Genomic DNA, 23,737 nt, shown 5'->3' on the forward strand with positions numbered 1-23,737 from the left:
TCCTTATAAAGAAACAAGTAATTATTTAAAATAAAATATTATGGAAAATTTCACAATCCCAGTAAAACAAGACGTTTCATCAGCAAACCAGGCTATTTTTACCAACCTGGAAGGTATGGTTGGCTTTGTGCCAAATCTTTATGCAGTTTTTGCACATTCAGAACATGCATTGGCCAATTACTTAACCTTGCAGAATGGTAAAAGTTCGCTACGAGCGAAAGAGCGTGAGGTTATTAACCTTGTTGTAAGCCAGCTGAATGAATGTTTATATTGTTTAAGTGCCCACACTGCTTTTGCCAAAATGAATGGGTTTAGTGATGAACAGATTATTGAAATTAGAAAAGTAAATCTAACATTCGATGCTAAACTTGATGCACTTGCCAAACTAGTTAAAGGAATAGTTTTGGGTAAAGGACATGTAGCCACCGAACTATTGGGCAGTTTTTACGCTGCTGGTTATACTAAAGGTAGTTTGGTAGATGTAAATATGGTAATCGGCGATAAAATTATTACCAACTATCTGCATGCTTTAACAGAAGTTCCGGTAGATTGGCCTGTTGCCGTAGCGTTAGAAACAGAAAATGCTTAATTTAATGGGCGGTTTTTACCGCCCGTTAATTATTTTAAAACCCTGCCCACATTATAAGGCCTCCAAAAAATCGAGATACAACTTTACACTGTTTTCAATCCTTTCGGATGAAGAATTGTATTCAATTCCATAATAGGCAAATAAAGGTTGATAGGCTGCTTTAACGTATTCAAAAGAAAGTTCGAACGGGCGGGTAAGTTCTGAAAGAGGATATTTATATATTCCTGATGAGCCAAGTTCATCCTCATCAACCCCCAAAGAGATAGCCAGGGCAACTTTTTTACCTGCAACTTTGTAACCACTTTTGCTGCCATAAGCCCAGCCATGCGTTAATACTTCATCGAGCCATTTTTTGAATAGCGCAGGACAGTTAAACCAATAATAAGGAAACTGGAATACAATTTTATCATATTGTTCAATCAGTTTTTGCTCTGCAGCTACATCAATTTTTTCGTCAGGATATATTTCATGTAGTTGATGAACATGGTATTTATCCGGAAATTTATTCAGTTCTTCAATCCATCTTTTATTTATTACTGAGTTTTTAATATCGGGGTGTATTGCAATTATAAGGGTCTTCATTTTTGTCAATTTTCAAATTTATCAGCCACAAAAATAAAGCAGCTAATGTAAATTCTGTAGATTAGCCACCCATTGTAGGGTACTATAAAAAATGTAAGTAATGACTAAAATAAAGGAAACTTCAACCAATTTTGCCAATAAGCAGGCATTAGCCGATGAGTGTCCGGAGGTTTATGCAGCCCATATTATTGGCGGCCAGTGGGCACTGGTAATTTGTTCGTGGCTAATTAATGGAAAGCTCAGGTTTAGTGAATTGAAAAAACACCTGCCCAATATTACCGAGCGGATGCTTACACTGCAACTTCGCAAACTGGAAGAAAGTAAAATTATTAAACGTACCGTATTCGCAGAAATACCACCCCGGGTAGAGTATGAATTAACGCCAATAGGTTATGAATTGAAAACGGTTATTAAGCAACTCGAAAGCTGGGGCGAAAAACATAAAGCATTGAGCTAAAAGGCTCAATTAAGCTACAGTTATTCTGTATAAAATCGATGTTTCGATCTATTTTGTTAAAATTTAATGGATAACTGTTCAGAAACAAGCAAATTGTTTTTGTAATACTCAAAAAACCAGTTTCCATTTTTTTTAATAACCACCCCGTTAAGGCTTCCGTTATTTGCGATAAAAAAATCGTTAACAGAAGTTTTTAGTAACGTCATAACAATTTTTGGTGCAGCATCAATCATTTGGTAACCATTGGTAATGGCTTGGGCATACAATAAAGCATCTGGTTGTTTTGCCTCGGCCGCAACAGGTTGATTAGAAGTTGCCGGAGCAGTTGTAGCCGCTGGCACTGGCGCTGTTGCTGCAGGCGTAGGGGTAGAAACTTCAGCTGTGCTGCCCGCAACATACCGGAAATCGCCTAAAGAAGCAAATGCATCTTTTAATGCGGCATTATAAGAGGTGTTATATTCTTTCTCCCGGCTTTTACCTTCTTTGCTTTTTAACACAACAGTTCCCTTACAATCTTTAAAAACCAGGCTAAGGTTGGTTACAAACATAGAATTTTTTTCCTGTAGCTCTACTGTTAAAGCTTTACATCTATCCGTTGCAATTTCGGTTGGTAAATCTCCGTTATCAAAATAAACAGTAAAACCTTTCTCCTCGAGCATTGCTTTAGTTTCGGTATTTAAACCATATTGATTAACCTGTTTAAGGAAACTGAATTTTTCGGGCACAATGAGGTATTTGTAATTGTTGGCATTTGATTGTGCCTGAACAGAAAAAGAGAATGCTAAAAGGAGAATAAATAGGTATCGTTTCATAACGCTTAATTCGTGGAGGATTAAATTCCGCTTCAATGTAGAAAATGATAAGGAGAAAATCAAATTTGAAAGGCATCAGCTCCGCCAGATCAATTGAATATTTGAAATGCATAACAATTCGTTTGATTTTGGTAATTAACCAACTCCCTTTTCTGCCTAAATTTGTGTTGTAAATTCAAAAATCAATCTTTTAATCAATAAGGATATGAAATATAGAAAATTAGGAAATACCGAAGAACAATTATCTGCAATTGGATTAGGTACTATGGGTATGAATCACGCTTATGGCGAGCCAGATGATCAGGAATCAATAGCGACATTAAATTTGGCCATCGATCTGGGTATTAACTTTTGGGATACTGCTGATATTTATGCCAAAGGAGATAATGAAAAACTAGTATCGCAGGTTTTGGTACCGAACAGAAATAAAATTTTTATAGCAACAAAATTCGGATTCAGATGGGATGACGATAAAACCAGTGCTTTTGATGGATCACCCGCTTACCTTAAAACAGCTGTGGAACAAAGTTTAAAACGTTTACGTACAGATCATATCGATTTATATTATGCCCATCGGGTAGACCCAAATATACCCATTGAAGAAACCATTGGTGCCATGGCCGAATTGGTTAAAGAAGGGAAGGTGAGGTACCTTGGCCTTTCCGAAGCCTCTGCTGCTTCAATCAGAAAAGCACATGCAGTACATCCAATTGCCGCACTTCAAAGTGAATATTCTTTGCTAACAAGAGAGGTAGAAAAAGAAATTCTTCCCTTAACAAAAGAACTGGGTATAGCATTTGTTCCTTTTAGTCCGTTAGCACGTGGCTTGGTAACCAATACGCTGGATGTAAGTACACTTGGAGATAATGATTTTAGAAAAACCCTACCTCGCTACCAGGAAAAATACGCCGAAAACAATAAGAAACTGGCAGAGGGTTTTGCAGAATTGGCTGCCTCGAAAAATGTTACACCGGCCCAAATTGCGCTGGCCTGGGTATTAAGTCAGGGTGAGCATATTATTCCTATTCCGGGTACCAAGAAAACCAAATACCTGAAAGAAAATGCTGGTGCAGTGGATGTAAATCTGAATGCAGCTGATTTGGCTGTTATTGATGATTTATTAAAAAAATATCCTGATACTGGTGCAAGGTATACGGCCGAGCAAGAAAAAATGGCCAACAATTAAACCGCGTATTTGTAATATTGAGCTTATAGAAATCAAGTCATAAATTAAGTCGTCAATTGCGGGAGGAAAAACGGAGCAATCTTTAATGTTAATGAGATCATTACTGTAAGATTGCTTTGTTGGCCGAAAAAGACCCTTCTCGCAATTGACGATATCTCCTCAGGACGACGAGGCTATTTAAAGGACATTTTCACGTCCATTAAATCGTTATTTGCCGCTCTTAAACATCTTTATGGCTGCGTTTTGAACTTTAAGTGCATCATTTTCAATAATTTTCTTGATCGCTGGATCAGTAGACGCCTGAAAACCAGTTTTAATCACAATGGTATCGGCTTCGTTAATTACCGTTAAACCAAAAAAGTGGCTTCCGAATTTATAGGTATTCTTGGTGATATTGGCATCTTTTTCAACAGTTTTACCAAATTCGTAACTGCTGCTTAACTCGTCAAAAAAATCTTTTACCCCCTGAAAAATTAAATGTGTTTCAATATTCAGATCGTTAATAATTACTTTGGCGTTTTGTAACTCCGGAATTGCTTTTCCTTTCGCACTTTTCTGCAAATCTTTTAATTCCGGGAACAAATCTTCACTAAAAATAATGTCTTTCGGGTCTTTTATAAAAACTGTTGCGGTTTTTCCCGATTCATCAAAGCGTTGTACTAAATCTATGGTATCATTGCCGTCCTTCAGGGTGGCAGCATCTGCTGCAGTATATTCGGTTTTAATGTCACTAATGGCGTTCTTGATGACGTTAACAACGTATTCTAAAACTGGGTATGGCGTAATATTGTTCATTGTAATAATTTTTTTCAAAGGTACGGCTTAGTTTGTGAGGTATAATATCCCGAAGTGGAGAAAAGAATTAATTTGATATAAAATACTCAAAAATAGTGAGTTAAAATTTATAACCAGCCCATTCTTTTCAGTTAACAAGCAAAAAACCGGAATGTTTTTGCTCCGCTCAAAATTTTGTAGCAAAACTGCCTTAAATTCCCTCAACAGGATAATAGGGGAGATTTAGCCTTTTCAGTTCTATAATTTACTTATCTTAGGGTTATGAAGAATTTTGCCCTAATTTTTGTTTTCTCGCTCTTTATCGCTCCACTATGTGCCCAACAAACGCAAAAGCCAATGCTTTATGGAAACAGTTGGATGGCCATTACGGGTAAACCCATGGCGGCAACCGCTGGTTCTATGATATTTCAACAAGGTGGAAATGCTGTTGATGCTGCCTGTGCCATGCTGGCTGCAACCTGCACCATGTGGGATACCTTAAGTTGGGGAGGAGAAACACAGGCACTGATTTATAACCCAAAAACGAAAAAAGTTATCGCAATTAATGCAATGGGCGTTGCACCAACCGGAGCTACAGTAGCCTTTTTTAAAAGTAAAGGCTATAATTTTCCGCCAGAATATGGCCCTTTGGCTGCTACTACCCCAGGCACGCCGGGTGGCCTTATTTTTATGCTGAGTAAATATGGAAGTATGAGTTTAGGGCAGGTTTTGGCTCCGGCAATGCATATGGCTGCAGGTTATGCTATTGAAGCGCAGGCAGCAAATGCCATCGAGCGTGATAAAGAATTGATTAAAACATGGCCTTTTAGTAAAAAAGTGCTTTTACCACATGCCGGCGAGAAACGTGAAGCACCGGAAGCCGGAGAAATCTTTATTCAGAAAGATCTGCTTACTACTTTAACTAAAATGGTTGAAGTTGAAAAGGCTGCATTAAAAAAAGGTAAATCCCGTGAGGAAGCATTGATGGCCGCTTATGATCGTTTTTATAAAGGAGATATTGCACAGGAATTTGTTCGTGGAAGTAAAGAGCAAGGCGGTTTAATTACTATGGATGACCTGGCCAAATGGAAACCTGTTGAGGAAGAAGCCTTAAGCACCAATTATAAAGGGATAGCGGTTTATAAATTAAAACAATGGACGCAAGGCCCGGTTTTACTGCAAGCCCTGAATATTTTGGAGAATTTTGATTTAAAAGCAATGGGCTACAATAGCTCAAAGTATATTCATACGGTTTACCAGGCCATGAATTTATCTTTTGCAGATCGTGATTTTTATTATGGAGACCCTAATCAGGCACCTGCCGAACCCATGAAAGGTTTGTTGAGTAAAGATTATGCAAAGCAAAGGGCATCGCTGATTCAGTTGGATAAAAACGATGAACACATTGGTCCCGGCGATCCTTATCCTTATGAAGGAAAGAAAAATCCTTACTTTAATCTTTTAAAAAATAGAGGTTTCGAGCTGGATACAACCAAAAGGAACTTTGCTCCAAAACACGATTTAGGCAACAATTCTACAAAAGAAATATATGAAGATCGCTTATGGAGAGGTACAACCTCTATTGAGGCTGCTGATAAAGAAGGTTGGGTAGTGTCGGTTACACCAAGTGGAGGCTGGCTACCTGCTTGCATTGCGGGCAATACAGGGTTGGGCATGAGTCAGCGGATGCAAAGTTTTGTGCTTGATTCTACCTTAAATCCTTTCAACGTTGTTGCACCCGGCAAACGCCCAAGGGTTACTTTATCTCCATCTTTATTTTTGAAAGATGGTAAGCCATTTGTTTCTGCAGCAGTTCAGGGTGGAGATACGCAAGACCAGAATTTATTGCAGTTTTTTTTAAACATGGCAGAGTTTGGCATGTCGGTGCAAAAAGCTACCGAAGCAGCTAACTTTAATACCAACCAGCTTTGGCTTTCATTGGGTGGCACTAAAACCAGCGACAGGGAACCAAAACCCGGACAAATTTTATTAAACGCAAATACCAAAGAAACTGTGCGTGATGAATTGAAAAAAATGGGTTATAAACTCAGTTTTTCTGAGCGGACAAGTGGCCCGATCAATGCAATTTATTTCGATTGGAAACATGGTAGCTTACAAGGCGGATCGAGTAATCATGGCGAAGATTATGGCATAGGCTGGTAATGAGCTGTTAATCAACTTATTTTAAAGTATTCTCCATGTAAAGTAACTGGTCATAAATTGATCAGCGATTTTAACTTAACAAATTGATAATATAAGAAGAATTGTATCTTTAATCTGTAAATGGTTTTTTTGTAGCTAAATTTATGCGGAGTAATGGCAAATTATAATCTGTATACGGATGAAGAACTTTTTCTTTTATTGAAAGAAGGGAATCATCGTGCATATGCCATACTTTACGATCGTTATTGGGCCATACTTTTTAGGTATTCGCGTAAAATACTTCAAAATGATGAAGAATCAAGAGATGTGGTACAGGATGTTTTCGTGATGCTGTGGTCGAAGGCCGAAACCTTACATATACAAATTTCCCTTTCCTGTTTTCTATATGCTGCTACCCGAAATAGTATTCTTAAGCTTTTTCAACGTGGAAAAGTAAAGGCCAACTATTTAAGTTCTTTAACTCAATTTTTGGATGATGAGAACAACACTACCGACCACCTGGTACGTGATCGGGAACTTGCCAGGCGGATTGAGCATGAAGTTTCCCTGTTGCCTCCAAAAATGAGGGCGGTATTTGAACTTAGCCGAAAATCGCATCTTTCTCATCGTGAAATTGCCTCACAAATGGAAATTTCAGATAAAACTGTGAAGAAACAAATGGCAAATGCCTTAAAAATCCTTCGTTTAAAGCTTGGAACGCTTTTCTTTTTAATTTTTTAATTTTTTTTTCATTTCGTCTACTCCCATCGTAAGAGCAAGCGTTCATAACCATACATCTCACCAAAAGAGGAAATATAGTATGGAGAATAAACGCGCTCAGGCACTACTTGATAAATACCTGGAGGGCAAATGCAGCCCCGAAGAGATAGATCTTGTAGAATCTTGGTATTTAAAAGAAACAGCAGATCCCGGACCATTCCAAACGGAACCAGATTATAATGAATTAAAGAAATCAATTTGGAAAAACATACAGCAGGAAAATAATCAAACCAGGAAATTGGTGCCGCAATATAAATGGGCAGCAGCTGCAGCGGTTTTTATTGCGCTAAGTGTGGGCGTGTATTATTTGGCTAATAAAACAAATGCATCAGTACAAAAAACAACAGATTTTGTGCGTAACGACATTGCTCCCGGAGGAAATAAAGCATTTTTAACACTTGCTGATGGTAAGCGCATTGCCTTAGATAATGTTCAAAACGGAAAAATTGCCGATCAAACCGGTGTTGTTATTTCGAAAACTGCTAACGGGCAATTGCTTTATACCATTTCAGAAAATGCTAAATCCAATCAGAAAAATTCTGCCATGGCTAACTTCAATACCATTGAAACACCAAAAGGAGGGCAATACCAGGTTAATTTACCCGATGGCACAAAAGTTTGGTTAAATGCAAGTTCATCTTTGCGCTATGTTGCACAGTTTGCTGCAACTAAAAGAGAAGTAACGCTTACAGGGGAAGCCTATTTTGAAGTGGCCAAAAGAACAGTTAATGGAAAAAGATTGCCATTTGTGGTAAAAACCAATATGCAGGAAGTAGAAGTGCTGGGTACCCATTTCAACATCAATAGCTATCAGGAAGATGGGAACACCAAAACAACCTTATTAGAAGGTTCAGTAGCAGTACATCCTATACCTGCAAAGGGAATAAGTTTAGCCGCTAAAACCATAAAACCTGGTGAGCAATCGGTTTTGAACGCTTCGGCCCTGCAAGTTTCAACAGTTGATACCGAACAGGTACTTGCATGGAAGGAAGGATTTTTTATGTTCGATAATGAGAACCTGCAAAGTATTATGAACCAGGTAGCAAGATGGTATGATGTTGAGGTGGTATTTAATGACAGCAGTTTAAAATCAAAAGAATTCAGCGGAACGGTTTCGCGGTTTGCAAATGTATCGCAAGTGCTTAAAAAGATAGAATTTACAGGTTCCGTACACTTTAAAATTGAAGGAAGGAGGATTGTGGTGATAAAATAAAAACTTAAAAACTGCAGTCCAAAAAAAAAGTCAGCAATGCTACGAACATTACTGACCCTAACCGGATTACCCGGGAATGCTTTGGCTCAGTTTAAATACACTATTGAGATAGAATACCTTAAACCAAAACAAACGAACAAATGTATACAAATTCTGCTAATATTTTTTGCAGGTATCGATCCTGCGCGACCAAATTTTTGCGAGTAATGAAACTAATAATAGTTTTAATGGTAACCTGCCTAATCCAGGTAAGTGCTACAACAAGCAATGCCCAGAGCCTATCTTTGGTCAAAAAAAACATAACCATAAAACAGGTTTTTAAAGCCATTAGAACACAAACCGGTTATAATGTACTTTGGGAAGCCGATAAACTCCAAACCAGTAAAACCATCGATGCGAAATTTAACAACGCTTCTCTTGATGAAGTGTTGGGGAAATGTTTCGAAGGTAAAAACCTTACCTACGCCATTGATGAGAAAACAATAATTATCAAATCAAGGCCCTTATCATTACTGGAGAAAGTAATTAATATTTTCCGCGCTATAGAAATTACCGGAAAAGTACTGGATGAAAAAGGGAATACCCTTCCAAATGCCTCTATCCTTATAAAAGGAACAAAAACTTACCATAAAACTGATGAGAACGGAAATTTTAAATTTAGCATCGCAGATGAAGGTGCAACCTTGGTGGTTTCTTATTTAGGCTATAAAACCCAGGAAGTACCAGTTTCAAAAGGTGGCCAAATCAGCATCACCCTTCAGCCAGATATGACCGATCTTGAGGATGTGGTGGTAGTGGGTTACGGCACTCAGAAAAGGGCAAATTTAACCGGAGCAGTTGATGCCATCAGTGCAAAACAGTTAGAAAACAGGCCAATTGCAAATTTAGGTCAGGGTTTACAAGGTTTAATTCCCAATCTGAATATTTCCATAGCAAACGGACGGCCGAATACTGCACCAAATTTTAATGTTAGGGGCTTTGCTTCCATCAATGGGAGTGGAGCACCGTTAATTTTGGTAGATAACGTGCCTTTTAGCGCATCAGAGTTATTAACCCTTAACCCGGCAGATATCGAAAGTGTATCGGTATTAAAAGATGCTGCTGCTTCGGCAATATATGGGGCCAGGGCACCTTTTGGAGTGGTATTAATGGTTACCAAATCTGCCAAAAGCAATAAGTTAAATGTGAGTGTAAACAGTTATACCGCTTACCGTACCGTAGGCAAACTGCCCGAATTAGTTACAGATCCTTACGAGGTTTTAAAAGTAAAAAATGAAGCAGCTTTTCCTTTATATAATCCAGCTTACAGTGCAGCATTGGTTGAGGCCGCAAGGTTGCGTTCGCTTGATCCTTCACGACCGGATGTAATTACCGATCCAACTGATCCTAATAAATGGTTTTACATCGGATCTACTGATTGGTTAAAAGAAGCTTACGAACAATCTGCTCCAACTTATAATGTGGGCTTAAATATTTCTAAAAAGGCCGATCAGATCAGTTATTTCTTATCTGCAAATTATTACAGGCAAAAAGGAATGATCAAAAATGCAAATGAAAACAATAATATTTATAACTTAAGGGGCAAGGTAGATTTAAATGTAACCAAATGGCTTACCATTTCAAATAACACCATGCTAACCTCAACCTTTTATGAGGCACCAACATTTATAGATGGCAATTACTTCTGGAATATTAACCGCACCAATGTAACCGATATTCCGCGGAACCCTGATGGTTCATGGACTTCGGCCGGGGCATCATTGCTTGGCGCCGTACAAGAGGGCGGAAGAAAAAACATAAGCACTAATACCGTTCAAAGTACCTTTTCGTTCGATGCTTCACTAATTAAAAATATATGGAGCTTAAAAGGGGATGCAACTTTTAGAAGGGTAGATAGCTTAAATAAATCATACGAAATTCCGGTTCCGTATAAAACGGGACCAAATCTTGCGCCACCTTTAACTACTTCTACCTCGGCAACAGATCAGAATGGGAATGTAAAATACAATGTTATCAATCTTTACACCCAGGCACAAAAGCAAATAGGGGATCATTTTATATCAGGATTGGTAGGTTATAATCAAGAACATTTTAGAAATGCCAAATTTTTAGCTTCTCGTAAGCAACTGATTTCAAATGGTCTGCCTTCAGTCAATCTGGCCACCGGTGATCAAACAATAACAGAGAATGTTGCAGAATGGGCAGTTCAGGGGCTTTTCTATAGGCTTAATTATAATTATAAAGAGCGCTATCTATTAGAGCTTGATGGCCGTTATGATGGATCTTCGCGCTTTGCACCCAATAAACGGTGGACATTCGTTCCTTCTGCATCCGCAGGATGGGTAATTTCAAGAGAGCAGTTTTTTGAACCTGTAAAAGAACTTTTGTCCATGGATATGTTGAAAGTTAGGGGATCTTATGGTATGCTGGGTAACCAGGCCGCTGCAAATGAGTATGATTATTTCTTAAAAATGACCAGTGGGAAAACCAGCCAGATTTTAGGCGGTTCTCAACCGAATTATGTAAATCCACCAGCAGCAATTTCGGATAGCTTTACCTGGGAAAAAGTATCAACCATTAATCTTGGCGTTGATATGAGTTTCTTTAAAAACCGATTAGACCTGAGTTTCGACCGTTATACCCGTTTCACCAAAAACATGTTGGTGCCCGGAAAACCGCTTCCTGCAGTATTCGGAACAGGATCGCCAACGGCAAATGCCGCCGATTTAAAAACCAAAGGCTGGGAGTTGAAAATAGGTTGGAAAGATCAGTTTATGCTTGGTGGTTCTCCGTTTACGTATAACGCTGTTTTTGCCCTGAGCGATAGCAGATCATACATTACCCGTTTTGATAATCCAAATAAACTATTAAGTGATTATTATGAAGGAATGGAAATTGGCGAAATCTGGGGATTGGAATCAGAAGGCTTTTTCCAGAATGCTGATGAACTGAAAAATCATGCCAACCAAACTGCAGTAGGAACCGACGATCAGCGCTACCAGTATTTTGTGGGCGATATGAAATTTAAAGACCGCAATGGTGATGGCAAAGTGGATTTTGGAAATGAAACGGTAAATAACCCCGGTGATTATTACAAAATTGGGAATAGCAGGAGCCGGTTACCTTATAGCTTTGATTTATCAGGTGCATGGAAAGGTTTCGATTTAAGGGTATATGTACAGGGAGTAGCCAAAAGAGACTGGTATGCCGCAGGAAGCAACATTTACTTCTGGGGCATATATGCACAGCCATGGACCAACGTTACGGTGCAGAACCTCGATCATTGGAGTCCTGAAAGGCCAAATGCCTACTTCCCTAGGATAAAAGCCTATGCCGCCGAAGATACCGGAGAGGAACTTGGTATACCGAATAGCCGTTTTTTACAGGATGCTTCTTATTTACGCGTAAAGAACATCACCTTAGGTTATACCTTGCCTAAAAGCTTTTTAAGAAAAGCAAAGTTAGAGAACGTGCATTTTTATGTGAGCGGCGAAAATCTTTTTGAACATTCTAACCTTAAAGTAAAGCTTGATCCTGAAGGCCTTGATGGCAATATTTATCCATTTCAACGGACCTATTCATTTGGCTTAAACTTTAATTTTTAACACTGAACAGATGAAAACTATATATTACATTCATATTTTCCTATTTGTATTGATTATAGGAATTTTGGCGGGTTGTAAAAAGGATTTTCTAGACCGGATTCCTGAAACCACCATTACACCCAATCAGTTTTTTAAAACAACGGCAGATCTCGAAACCTACAGCAATGGTTTTTATAGCATGTTCGGCCCGAGTACGAACGATCTTTTTTCTGATAACATATCTGTAAACTTAGGGGGCAGTGAAGTTGATAACATGATCAGGGGAAAAATCAGCCCAACCAATGTTGGAGGCTGGAGTTGGGGGAACCTGCGTACCATTAATTACATGCTCAATAATTTACAGCAGGTAAAGGGAGATGCTGCAACCATTAAACATTTTGTAGGCATTGCCCGCTTTTACAGGGCCATATTTTATTATAATATGATCGTTAGGTATGGCGATGTTCCATATTATTCCAGCGTCCTCAATCCAGATGACCAGGCGCAGTTGTACAAAGCTAAAGATCCGCGTGCACTGGTGGCCGATTCGGTAAAAGCCGACCTTGAGTATGCTGCAACCAACATCATCCCCACAGGAACCAATACGCGGATTACCAAGTGGGCTGCATTAACTGTACTGGCAAGGTTCTGCCTTTTCGAAGGTACTTTTCGCAAATATCATGATGAGCTTGGTTTGCAGGCATCAGCCAATACTTTTATCCAGCGTGCAGAATCTGCAAGTAAAGAGGTAATGGGAGCAGGATTTAGCATATATAACACCGGCAAAAAAGGAGAAGACTATCAAAAGCTTTTTACCAGTCAGGATTTAAGCAGCAATAAAGAAATGATCTTTTATGATGATTACGATAAGGCATTAAACCGGGCAAACAGCACACATTATGTCTTCGATTGGCAGTGGGCCATAAATAAAAGTTTGGTAGATACATACCTCATGACAGATGGTACACCATTTACCTCAAGCCCTAACTGGGATAAAAAAACTTACGGCGAAATTTTTAATAACCGCGATCCACGGATGGCAGTAACCATTATGCCTCCGGGTTTTTCTACCACATTGGGTGGTATTCCTAGTAAAACCAGACCTACCTTTGGCGGCTACCCACAAATTAAATACTATGCTATTGATCCCACCACAAAGGTATACACTGAGTTTACCGATCTTCCGATTTTGCGTTATGCAGAGGTTTTGTTAATTAATGCAGAAGCAAAGGCCGAACTGGGCTTGCTTAACCAGGCCGATGTGGATATTACCATCAATGTTCTACGGAACCGTGCCGGAGTTGCTCCACTGAATATGACTGATGCCAACACCTCACCTGATCCTGTTTTAGCCAATATGTATCCATTGGTTAACGGAAGCAACAAAGGAGTTCTTTTAGAAATCCGTAGAGAGCGTAATGTAGAAATGGCGTGTGAAGGGCTTAGATTTCGTGATTTATTGAGGTGGAAAGCAGGTAAATTACTCGAAAGGCCAACCCAGGGCATGTATTTACCTAAACTCGGTGCCTATGATGTAACTGGTGATGGGGTAGAAGATATTGCCATTTTACAGGCTAAAGATCAGGAAGGTCCACTTGATGGGCTTACAGCCGATGTAAAAAAGAACCTGGTAAAATATTACCTTAGCGATAACAGTTTTTATTTGAGTAACGGGAGTTCGGGCTTCATCATGTTCCCCGAAAATATCAGTGCTCCGAGATCATTCATTGAACCAAAATATTACTATTTTCCTATCCCAATACAACAAATTTTGCTTAACCCGCACTTAAAACAACCAACTGGCTGGCAATAGTAAATAAGAGGATGGGTTTAATTAAAACATCGTCATATTGAGGAGTAATTTATTGTATAAAACTCTATATGAGTGACATGATTTTAAGGAAATGAATATCCTCAGTTTATCGTCATTGCGAAAAGGCTTTTTCAGCCGACGAAGCAATCTTACAACGATCGCTAGTAGCGTGTGTTTTAGGATTGCTTCGTACCTCGCAATAACGACCGCTTTACTGAGCCTGTCAACGGTAGCTTATCGAAAGACTTGGTTGAAAACATTTATTATGTTTTGACAGGCTCAGTAAAACGGTTGTGCCTTTACTTTAATCAACAAACACACAACAATATGAAAAGAAGAAATTTATTAAAGTCGATCCCTTTGGCTGCTGCTGCTCTTGTGGTAGGAGATTTAAAGAATGTTACTTTAGCTGCACCTATTGAAAAAAGCAATAACCGTAAGCCTATATTAACCATTGCACACATTACTGATGTACATATCAGAGGTGGCGACAATGCGCCTGCAAGATTTGAGAAATGTTTACAGGAGATTAAAAAGCTGAAAGTTGATTTTTTTCTAAACGGAGGTGATAGTATCCATGCCGCAGATTATAAAGACATTACGCGTGAAAGTGTAACAGAGCAATGGGATATTTGGGATAACTGCATCAAACAAATTGCGGGTTATGAGGTACACAGCTGTATCGGAAACCACGATATCTGGTGGGCTGCACCATCAACCGCAGATGAAATGTATGGAAAAGATTATGTGGTTAAAAGACTAAAAATTCCTAACCGTTATTATAGTTTCACTAAAAAAGGCTGGCATTTTATCATATTAGACGGAAATAATAAGAATACAGCTTTGGATGCTGAACAATATAAATGGCTCGAAGCCGAATTGGAAAATCTGCCTGCCAATATACCTGTATTGCTTATGTCGCACTACCCTATATTAACCGTTACAGGTACCTTTGAAGGTGGGCAGCATGGCGACCATAAAGAACTTAAACAATTGTTTTATAAACATAAAGATAAAGTGAAAGTGTGCCTGAGCGGTCATCAGCATTTATTAGATCGGGCATGGTATAACGGGGTAGAATATTATTGTAATGGTGCAATGAGTGGCTTCTGGTGGGGTAAAGGAGATAAACGATCAGCCAGGCCTTATTATTACCAGGAAACAGCCCCGGGTTACGCCATACTAAAATTATACAGTGATGGTACATTAGAAAATAAGTACATCGAAACTGAGCGGCCCGAAACAACCGGATAGTGATACGAGGTAATATTAGTTATCAGTAAATTATCATCTAAACTGAAACAACACGCAATGTAGAGATCTAAAATGAAGTTTGTTTCAAATTAGATCTCTCAACTGCGTTGCACTCCGCTCGAAATGACGGAACAATACTTTAACCTTAAAATAGTTTTTCTTGTGGAGGTTTAGCCCCTGCTAAACGTAAATAAACAGTTGCCTGGCCACGGTGATGCGTTTGGTGTTCAAAATCTTTAGTAAAAACCATATCCTTGGTCATTTCAAAACGGCCCATAAATTTTACTTTTTCTTCCAATTGAGCAGGAGTCATCTTTTTTAATGCTGCAATTACATAATCATAACCGGCCATTACTTCTTTGGTAACGTTTGCTTTCGATTTGTCGGTTATTTTTTCTACTGCTCCCAATGCAAAAGGACTTTTCTCGCCAGTTGCCGTTGCCGTAAAACCATAATTGGCATCTGTAAGGTGGAGCATTTGTTCAGCGAAAGAGCGCATTTCGGGTGTTGGCTTTAACGCATAACCAGATTCAGGCATGGCATCCAGGTACTCTTTTGTGTAAGCTTTTGCTCTTTCCCATTCAGCAATTTTTACACTGGCTGCAGTTTGCGCCTTCGCGGTGCCTAACATCACCAACAGGCAAGCCAGGCTTAAAAATAATTTAATCGTTTTCATAATCTGTTTTGTTTGTAATGATAAAGATACGATAGAATGTGATTGATTACAATCTGCTGGTTGGCAATTTATTTCGTTAGATGATTACGATTAAAATTCATCATTTTACTAATCGATGTAAACCCTTATAAATGAGGGGTAATGGGAAATGTATATGTTAAATATAGCATTAAACTATTTTAACTGCGATTTTCTGAAGATTAGCATTGATTATCTATATATCTAAAATATAATGAAACAGGTTTAATTAAGATTTAGTCAAAACACCAATTGAGAATAATCAAGTATTATAAATAGGTTGTGAACAAAAATGTGTAAAAGTTGTAAACCCAGTTATACAAAAATTGTGAATTGTAACATGAATTTATTTTCCTAATTTGCACCGAAATAAAATTTTGGTTATGAAAAACGCTATCTCACTATCTTTAGGACTCTCAGTAATTCTTACTCTAAGTATGGGATTCCGGTCGGATAAAAATCTGATTTTCAAAGGTAATAAGCTGAATGAGACCTTACCAGTGGCAAAATTGGAAAAGGTAGATGGCGATCAATTGATTGAAACATTAATCTTACAAAGGTTTAATTTTAACAAGTCAATCATCAAAAATGGTTTTGATGCTAAAATAGAATCTCCAAAAATTACCTCAATTATAAATAATGGTCCGGCAAGCATCGTTTCGTTTAGTGGATTTGATTATTTGGTTAAAAAAAATAAGGTAATCGGTGTTAATGGGATCGAACTTTCGCCATCAGCTTTAGCAACCATTACCGAAAAAGTAGTAAAGTTAGATCAGATGCAGCAGTATTGCTGTGCACAGGCGAATTTGGCCAACAAACGCGAAAAACGCGATCTTAATACCATAAAAACGTTAGATCGCCAGTACTTTGCAGCTTTAAGAGCCATTAGGTTAATTACTGAAAATATAGCTGACCTAGCCACCAAATCAAACGCATCTTTCGCCATAGAAACTGCCGTTGCCAAAACCAGAATCCCTGATATCAAAATTATCGAAACAAAAACCGATTACAAAGGCGGTTATGTTGCAGAAGTTAATTAAGCGATTAGGCGTATAGTATTAAAATCTACAGATTGAATCTATTCTTTAGCGGGTTTGGCATCAATTAAACAGGTTTACGATAAATAATCGTCTTCGTGAAAATAAACAAAAGTAATCCTTCATGCTGATTGCCTTGCTTCATCGCCCGTAGAAGCCTTCTTTAAATAACAAGATACCTCATCTGTCAAGTTACATACACGTAACTTAAGCAATCTTGAGTGAAGAAAATAATCTATTTAATAGCAGTAACCATGTAAACCGTTTGCCCTACTGCACCGTCGTAACCCAATATCAATTTATAATCGTAAAAGTTATCGATTTCATTTTTAAATGCTTCTAGCGTAGGTATTTCTTTCGAAACGTGTTTTCTATCCCACTGAAATTTACTTCCCACTTTTAATGTTGCCTTATTGCCGTTGCTGGCATGGTTGCTGATTAATTGATCAGGTGTGATGATATTTTCCATACTTAAACTAACAAACTTATCCCATATTGGTTTTTATCCTGATGGATTCGTGCCAAATGGATACCAAGTAACGTTTCCTGACAAAAGAAGTAATTAAATAAAATGATATAAAAATACCACATCGCCTACATAAGCAGGTTTGGGTTGGTCTTTAATAACAAGAGTAGCCTGGATGGTTACTTTAGTAATTCCCCTAAGGTTACTAATGCAATTCAATTTTGCTTTCAGCTGTACTTCGCTATCTACCAAAACGGCCTGGCCAAACTTAAAACGCTCTATACCATAATTAATTTCCATTTTAATATTGCGTACATCAGCAATTTGTTTCCATAAATAAGGAATTAGCGAAAGGGTTAAGTAACCATGTGCAATTGTAGCCTTAAATGGTCCTTCGTTCTTCGCCTTTTCAGGGTCAGTGTGGATCCACTGATGGTCTAATGTTGCATCAGCAAATTTATTAATCTGTTCCTGATCTATGGTATGCCATTGTGAAACGCCTAATTCTTTCCCTAAATGCGATTCATACTCTTCAAAATTATTAATCACCAACATGTAATTCTGTTTATCTGTTTATTACTATTTTAACAACTCCGTTAGGTACAGCAATCCTTCCGCTATGTAGTTGGTTTCACTCTTCTGTTTCCAATTATAGCGATAATAACGGTGCTTTTAAGCCTATACGTATAAAAATCTTTTAAAGATTTTTTTTACTCATTTGGGTTTTATTGATAATGCATTAATATACAGCTTGTTTGTTTTCGTATGCAATGCGTCACCAATTGATTATTATAGCAAAATGTTTTAATCTTTGCTGTTCGTTTACGCACAATGCTGTTCATTAACGAACAGCGCAATTGATTAAAATACTGTTTAATCCCTTTGTATACAAGCTCAATACGCTTGGTTATATTTGGCATAAGAATCGCATTGGTCATAAAAAATAAACTTATGTTCAAATTAAACCTGAAGATTGCTTTTAGAAATCTGTTGCGGAATCGATCATATGCCTTGATTAATATTCTTGGTTTATCTATCGGTATGACCAGTTGTATTTTGATCTTTATTTTTATTCAATTTCAGCTGAGTTACGATACCCATTTCAAAAATAGCGACCGGATTTTCAGGTTCGTAACCGATTGGAAATACAATAGCTTTGACGATTACTCGGCCGGAGTTCCTTTACCTTTTGGTCCTGCCGCCAAAGCCGAACTTCCAGGTATAGAAAAAATAGCCAGAATCTCGCGTAATAGTGGTGTTATACTGGTACGCAATGATGATGGTACCGAACATTTTAAAGCCGTTAAGGATGTATATTTCACTGAATCGGAATTATTTGATGTGCTACAGGTTAAATGGCTTCTTGGAAAACCAACCCAATCATTTTCAATACCCAATACTGTGGTTATTTCAGAGAGAACAGCTAAAATTTTATTTGGTTCTGCAGAAACGGCCATGGGAAAAAATTTCACCTTTTGGAACTCCATCTCGCTCAGGGTTGTTGGGATATTTGCCGATTTACCAGGCAGCAGTAGTATTCCAATGGAAATTATGATTAGCTACCCAACATTTTATGGGAAAAATAATCAAGATTGGGATTCTGTAAGCACTTATAATGAGTGTTTTACTTTGCTAAAGCCGGGTGTAACTGTGGCTGCATTTGAGCAGTCGTTAAAAAGAATGAATGAGAAATACCTTAAACTGAAAAAGCTTGCAGGGAATCAAAATAGTCACTTACAGTCTTTAAGAGATATTCATTTCAGCGAACGTTATGGTAACTTTTCCGAAACATCGGTTACTAAAAAAGAAGTGTATGGCCTGGCCATCATCGGCATTTTTTTAATCATTACGGCTTGTATTAATTTTATAAATTTAGCTACCGCACAATCGATTAACCGCTCAAAAGAAGTAGGGGTACGTAAAGTTATGGGGGCAATGCGCAAGCAACTTTTATTTCAGTTTTTGGCAGAAACAACAACAATTGTATTAATTTCAATGCTATTTGCTTGTATCTTATCCGAATTACTCTTGCCTTCATTGTCGCATCTCCTTAAAGGTGAAGTTGTTCTGTCGCTATTTACAAGTCCGGCAGTTTTTGTGTTTTTGTTGTTGATGATCGTTCTGGTTAGTTTTTTAGCCGGTTTTTATCCCGCAATGATTATTTCAGGTTTTAGTCCGGCCTTAGCCATAAAAAACAAAATCGTTGTCCAATCAGGCAATTTGAGTTTAAGAATGATATTAATTGTAATACAGTTCACTATTACCATTGTGCTCATCATTGCCACTTTTGTTGTGATTAAACAGATGCAATACGTAAGAGAAAAACCACTTGGTTTTAAGAAGGATGCGGTAGTGATGATTGGATTCCCTGGAGATAGTTCGAGCATAAGCCATCAGCAACTGTTTAGAGAAAAATTGCTTCATATACCAGGGGTTGAAAAGCAAAGTTATTTTGCCCGGCCGCCACTTTCAGGAAGTATGAATACCACAAATTTTTATGTTGATGGTAGAGAGAATAAAGATTTTGAGGTTCGGCTGAGTATGAGTGATGAATACTATTTCGATCTGTTCGGGCTACAGTTTATTGCAGGAAGTGTTTACAAAAAGAGTGATACCGCTAATGCTTACATCGCCAACGAAACTTTTGTAAAGAAGATAGGTATCGCCAACCCTCAGTTGGCCCTTGGAAAAGTAATTGCACAAAATGGAAGAACAGGTCCGATAGTTGGCGTTATTAAAGATTTTAATGATCAATCACTCAAAGAAAAAATTTCGCCTATGGTTTTTTACCAGGAAAAAAGGCAATATTATAATATGGCAATAAAATTAGACGCAAAGGAAATGATGCATGCCATGAAATCAATAGAAAATCTTTGGACAAGTACTTTTCCTAATGAGGTGTATAATGCAAGATTTTTAGATGATGACATTAATAATTATTACGAGTCGGAACATATAACAGGCCTTTTGTTTAAAATATTTGCAGGTGTGATTATGTTTATTTCCTTTATCGGTCTTTTTGGGTTAATTTCTTTTGTTGCAGCTCAGCGTACGCGTGAAATGGCGATCAGAAAAGTACTTGGCGCAACCACAGCTGAACTGGTTAAAATGCTGAATCGCAATTTTATCAAAATGGTTTTTATTGCCAACCTCGTTGCGTGGCCATTGGCTTACATTTTAACAAGTAAATGGCTATCAGGTTTTGCTTATCGTGTTTCGCCTGGTATTTGGCCCTTTATGTTGGCCATGGTTGCATCAATGGTGCTTACGCTAATTACAGTCAGTTTCAGATCATACCGCGCAGCAAAGGCAAATGCTGTAGATGCGCTTAAATATGAGTAAATTAATGTAGAGCATCTTTAGCATTGTGTTCTCAAGCCATTCGTCATCCTGAACTTGTTTCAGGATCTAATAAAATTCGCCTAATTAAAAGCTAACGCTGTGTTGATTCATGAAATCTGCGTAAGTATTTCGCTATCAATTTCCCGCAGACTTAAGAAGATTAACACAGAACGATTATTAAATCATTTAAAATATTTATTTGTATTTAACTTTAATACAGGAATTTGCGCTGTTTTAGTCATCACTTTTCGCCTTTAACTGAATGTAAATTTACCTGCAATTAAATGTTATCTAAATGTTTTATTTGATTTATTTAAATTAAAATTTAGATTTGTCTAAAATTATGTTTAGATAAATCTATTGCGTTCATGAAATCTTCAATTCTATTTTGCTTCACTTTCTTTATCTCGCTAAATGCCATTGCACAAAAAGTTGTTGTTAAAGGCCTGGTCACCTCACAAAATGTACCTGTAGAAAACATTAATATTAAAGTTGTTGGATCAGCACTATCGGCCAAATCAGACCATGCCGGTATTTATCAATTGAGTGGCCTCAAATCAGGAAATTACGACCTAATTTTTTCCGGCATAGGTTATCAATCTAAAAGAATCAAGATTTTGCTTAAAGAGGATAGTGTTCAGGTTAATGCTGATTTATTAAGTTTAACATCCGATTTAAGTGATGTGGTAATTACCGGCGTTAACCGGGCAACACAACTGCGTAAAAGCCCTGTACCAATTGCAGTGCTTTCTAAAAAATCAATGGATCAGAATGTCAATACCAACCTCATCGAAGCCATTGTAAAAGGTGTTCCTGGCATTACAGCAGTTACCACCGGACCAAACGTTTCAAAGCCATTTATTCGCGGTTTGGGTTACAACCGTGTTTTAACACTTTATGATGGCTTAAGGCAGGAGGGCCAGCAATGGGGTGATGAACATGGAATTGAAGTAGATGAATATGGTATTGTTAGGGCTGAGGTGGTAAAAGGTCCGGCCAGTTTAACTTATGGCTCTGATGCCCTGGCAGGGGTAATCAACATGATTCCATTTAGCCCAAATTTTGAGAATAAAAATTTAAAAGGTGATTTTACAGCAAATTACCAAAGCAATAATGGGATGATTGGTTCTTCTTTGGGCATTGCTTATATAAAAAACGACTGGAAATATACCTTTAGGGCTACAGGGAAAACGGCGCACAACTACAAGAATAAAATTGATGGTTTAGTTTATGGAACAGCCTTTAGAGAATATAATTTATCAGCCAGCGCAAGGGTAGATAAGGATTGGGGGTTTTCTAAAACGGCTATAACCTATTACGATAATTTAATGGAAATACCCGATGGCAGCAGAGATTCTCTATCAAGAAAGTTTACACGCCAGGTTTTGGATGAGGGTGATGACATTAAAAACAGACCAATTGTTGCGGAGAACGATCTGAACAGCTATACCATTAATCCGCTGCATCAGCACATTCAGCATTATCGGTTTTACAACACCAGTCAGTTTAAATTTGGTACCAGCGATCTTAATCTGCTAATCGGCGGACAGCAAAGTGTAAGGAGAGAATACAATCACCCCACGTTGCCAAGCCAGGCTGGGCTTTATGTAGTGCTCAATACTTTTAATTACGATCTTAAATATAATCTGCCAGATTTTAGTGGTATCGAAAGCACCATTGGCATAAACGGAATGTACCAGGGCAATAGGAGCAAGGCGGCCACCGACTTTCCGATCCCTGATTACGACCTCTTTGATATTGGTGCTTTTTATTTTGCAAAGAAATCGATGGGTAAGGTAGCGGTTTCGGGAGGAATCAGAATTGATAGAAGAAACATAAACTGGAACGATTTTTACGTAGGCACCAATGCCCAAACCGGATTTGGTAAACAGGTTAATTTAAGTGATCCTACAGGGAAATTACAGTTTCCTGCTTTTAATAAAAATTATTACGGCTTATCAGGAAGTTTGGGTATAACGTATAATATTTCTGAAAAATTACTTGTAAAGGCCAATATTGCAAGGGGTTACCGCGCCCCAAATATTACCGAAATAGGTTCTAATGGCCTAGATCCAGGTGCCCACATTGTATATTTAGGCAACAGGACATTTAAGCCAGAGTTTAATCTTCAGGAGGATATTGGCGTTGTTGCCTATTTAAAAGATGCAGAAATTAGCCTGGAAGTTTTTAACAACAATATTCAGAATTACATCTATCAATCGCGTTTAACCGATGCCAATGGAAATCCGGTAGTTATAGTTCCGGGAAATTTAACTTACCAGTATCAACAATCGAAAGCCAGGTTATATGGTGCTGAAGTTTCAGTAAACCTGCATCCTGCTGCCATAAAATGGTTAAGTTTCAACAATAGTCTGGCTTATGTAGTGGGGTTAAATCAAAATCAGGAGCTATTGAACAAATATGGCATGGAAGCTAAATATTTACCATTTATTCCGCCATTGCAATTTAGAACAGAGATTAAGGCAACTTCACAAAAACCGTTTGGCATTTTTGATAAGCCTTATATAAAGGTTGATGCTGCTTTTTTTGCAGATCAGGATAAATTTTATGCCCTGGATGATACGGAGACTTTTACCGCCGGTTATACATTAATTAATGGTGGCATTGGATCAACCTTAAAATCAAAAAAGGGAAAAGTTTTGTGTGATATTTTTATTCAGGCAGATAACATTTTCAATATCGCTTACCAATCTAATTTAAACAGGCTAAAATATTTTGAATATTACAAACAGTCTGCCAACGGTCGATCTGGAATTTACAATATGGGCAGAAATTTCAGTTTTAAAGTCATTATTCCAATTTAGGAGTTGAAAAGATTATTGTAGGATAAATTTCCATGTTTTAGTGTTAAATGTTTCGTTTTAAGAATGGAAGGTAATTAATTTATCTTCCATTTTTTTTCGTGCGCCGGGCATGGCAATCGACTATAGGGTTCAAGTCCCGAACACGCTTAGCAGTAGGAAGTGTTAGCTCGAGACAAGGGTGTCGTGG

The 23,737-nt window shown here is 37.9% G+C and carries 18 protein-coding genes; 12 read left to right on the plus strand and 6 right to left on the minus strand.

Features of this window, described 5'->3' with window-relative positions:
• Positions 1-40 precede the first annotated feature (40 nt).
• A complete protein-coding gene (locus ASE74_RS04295; protein ID WP_055904666.1) occupies positions 41-589 on the plus strand; it encodes a carboxymuconolactone decarboxylase family protein in 549 nt (182 codons plus the stop codon).
• Between the two features lie 51 nt (positions 590-640).
• On the opposite strand, the gene ASE74_RS04300 is transcribed toward ASE74_RS04295, so the two are convergent.
• On the minus strand, positions 641-1,171 hold the full coding sequence (locus tag ASE74_RS04300; RefSeq protein WP_055904669.1) for an NAD(P)H-dependent oxidoreductase: 531 nt from the start codon (positions 1,169-1,171) through the stop codon (positions 641-643).
• Positions 1,172-1,271: 100 nt separating this feature from the next.
• Between ASE74_RS04300 and ASE74_RS04305 the strand changes: the two genes are divergently transcribed.
• Positions 1,272-1,628 (plus strand): helix-turn-helix domain-containing protein, encoded by a 357-nt coding sequence (locus tag ASE74_RS04305; protein ID WP_055904672.1) that lies wholly within the window; start codon positions 1,272-1,274, stop codon positions 1,626-1,628.
• A 56-nt stretch (positions 1,629-1,684) separates the two neighbouring features.
• Here ASE74_RS04305 and ASE74_RS04310 read toward each other — a convergent pair whose 3' ends face one another.
• Positions 1,685-2,440, minus strand: a complete 756-nt coding sequence (locus ASE74_RS04310; RefSeq protein ID WP_055904675.1) for a hypothetical protein — start codon at positions 2,438-2,440, stop codon at positions 1,685-1,687.
• Positions 2,441-2,645: 205 nt separating this feature from the next.
• Between ASE74_RS04310 and ASE74_RS04315 the strand changes: the two genes are divergently transcribed.
• Positions 2,646-3,626, plus strand: a complete 981-nt coding sequence (locus ASE74_RS04315) for an aldo/keto reductase (protein ID WP_055904678.1) — start codon at positions 2,646-2,648, stop codon at positions 3,624-3,626.
• Between the two features lie 207 nt (positions 3,627-3,833).
• On the opposite strand, the gene ASE74_RS04320 is transcribed toward ASE74_RS04315, so the two are convergent.
• Positions 3,834-4,421 carry a hypothetical protein gene (locus tag ASE74_RS04320; RefSeq protein ID WP_055904679.1) on the minus strand — a complete coding sequence of 196 codons (588 nt, stop codon included), beginning with the start codon at positions 4,419-4,421 and terminating at the stop codon, positions 3,834-3,836.
• A gap of 261 nt (positions 4,422-4,682) precedes the next feature.
• Here ASE74_RS04320 and ASE74_RS04325 point away from each other — a divergent pair, with 261 nt between their 5' ends.
• The 6 genes from ASE74_RS04325 (at position 4,683) to ASE74_RS04350 (ending at position 15,186) form a co-directional block, all read left to right on the plus strand.
• Positions 4,683-6,563 carry a gamma-glutamyltransferase family protein gene (locus ASE74_RS04325; RefSeq protein WP_055904682.1) on the plus strand — a complete coding sequence of 627 codons (1,881 nt, stop codon included), beginning with the start codon at positions 4,683-4,685 and terminating at the stop codon, positions 6,561-6,563.
• Between the two features lie 153 nt (positions 6,564-6,716).
• A complete protein-coding gene (locus tag ASE74_RS04330) occupies positions 6,717-7,283 on the plus strand; it encodes an RNA polymerase sigma factor (RefSeq protein ID WP_055904684.1) in 567 nt (188 codons plus the stop codon).
• A gap of 79 nt (positions 7,284-7,362) precedes the next feature.
• On the plus strand, positions 7,363-8,535 hold the full coding sequence (locus tag ASE74_RS04335; protein WP_055904685.1) for a FecR family protein: 1,173 nt from the start codon (positions 7,363-7,365) through the stop codon (positions 8,533-8,535).
• 227 nt (positions 8,536-8,762) lie between these two features.
• Positions 8,763-12,140: a TonB-dependent receptor gene (locus ASE74_RS04340; protein ID WP_082458641.1), complete on the plus strand. Its 3,378-nt coding sequence runs from the start codon at positions 8,763-8,765 to the stop codon at positions 12,138-12,140.
• A gap of 10 nt (positions 12,141-12,150) precedes the next feature.
• Positions 12,151-13,932 (plus strand): RagB/SusD family nutrient uptake outer membrane protein, encoded by a 1,782-nt coding sequence (locus ASE74_RS04345; protein ID WP_055904687.1) that lies wholly within the window; start codon positions 12,151-12,153, stop codon positions 13,930-13,932.
• 327 nt (positions 13,933-14,259) lie between these two features.
• Complete coding sequence (locus ASE74_RS04350) at positions 14,260-15,186, plus strand: metallophosphoesterase (protein ID WP_055904690.1); 927 nt, start codon at positions 14,260-14,262, stop codon at positions 15,184-15,186.
• Positions 15,187-15,331: 145 nt separating this feature from the next.
• Here ASE74_RS04350 and ASE74_RS04355 read toward each other — a convergent pair whose 3' ends face one another.
• Positions 15,332-15,862, minus strand: coding sequence for a DinB family protein (locus tag ASE74_RS04355; protein WP_055904694.1), 531 nt, complete (start codon positions 15,860-15,862; stop codon positions 15,332-15,334).
• 401 nt (positions 15,863-16,263) lie between these two features.
• Between ASE74_RS04355 and ASE74_RS04360 the strand changes: the two genes are divergently transcribed.
• Positions 16,264-16,920: a hypothetical protein gene (locus tag ASE74_RS04360; protein WP_157255339.1), complete on the plus strand. Its 657-nt coding sequence runs from the start codon at positions 16,264-16,266 to the stop codon at positions 16,918-16,920.
• 232 nt (positions 16,921-17,152) lie between these two features.
• Here ASE74_RS04360 and ASE74_RS04365 read toward each other — a convergent pair whose 3' ends face one another.
• The gene (locus ASE74_RS04365) at positions 17,153-17,386 is read right to left on the minus strand and encodes a hypothetical protein (RefSeq protein WP_055904701.1); all 234 of its coding nucleotides are present in this window, start codon (positions 17,384-17,386) and stop codon (positions 17,153-17,155) included.
• 93 nt (positions 17,387-17,479) lie between these two features.
• Positions 17,480-17,938, minus strand: coding sequence for a MaoC family dehydratase (locus ASE74_RS04370; protein WP_029274701.1), 459 nt, complete (start codon positions 17,936-17,938; stop codon positions 17,480-17,482).
• A 396-nt stretch (positions 17,939-18,334) separates the two neighbouring features.
• Here ASE74_RS04370 and ASE74_RS04375 point away from each other — a divergent pair, with 396 nt between their 5' ends.
• A complete protein-coding gene (locus tag ASE74_RS04375; protein WP_055904704.1) occupies positions 18,335-20,725 on the plus strand; it encodes an ABC transporter permease in 2,391 nt (796 codons plus the stop codon).
• A 368-nt stretch (positions 20,726-21,093) separates the two neighbouring features.
• Complete coding sequence (locus tag ASE74_RS04380; RefSeq protein WP_055904707.1) at positions 21,094-23,550, plus strand: TonB-dependent receptor domain-containing protein; 2,457 nt, start codon at positions 21,094-21,096, stop codon at positions 23,548-23,550.
• Positions 23,551-23,737 lie beyond the last annotated feature (187 nt).

This window comes from Pedobacter sp. Leaf216 (assembly GCF_001421515.1).
Classification (GTDB): domain Bacteria; phylum Bacteroidota; class Bacteroidia; order Sphingobacteriales; family Sphingobacteriaceae; genus Pedobacter.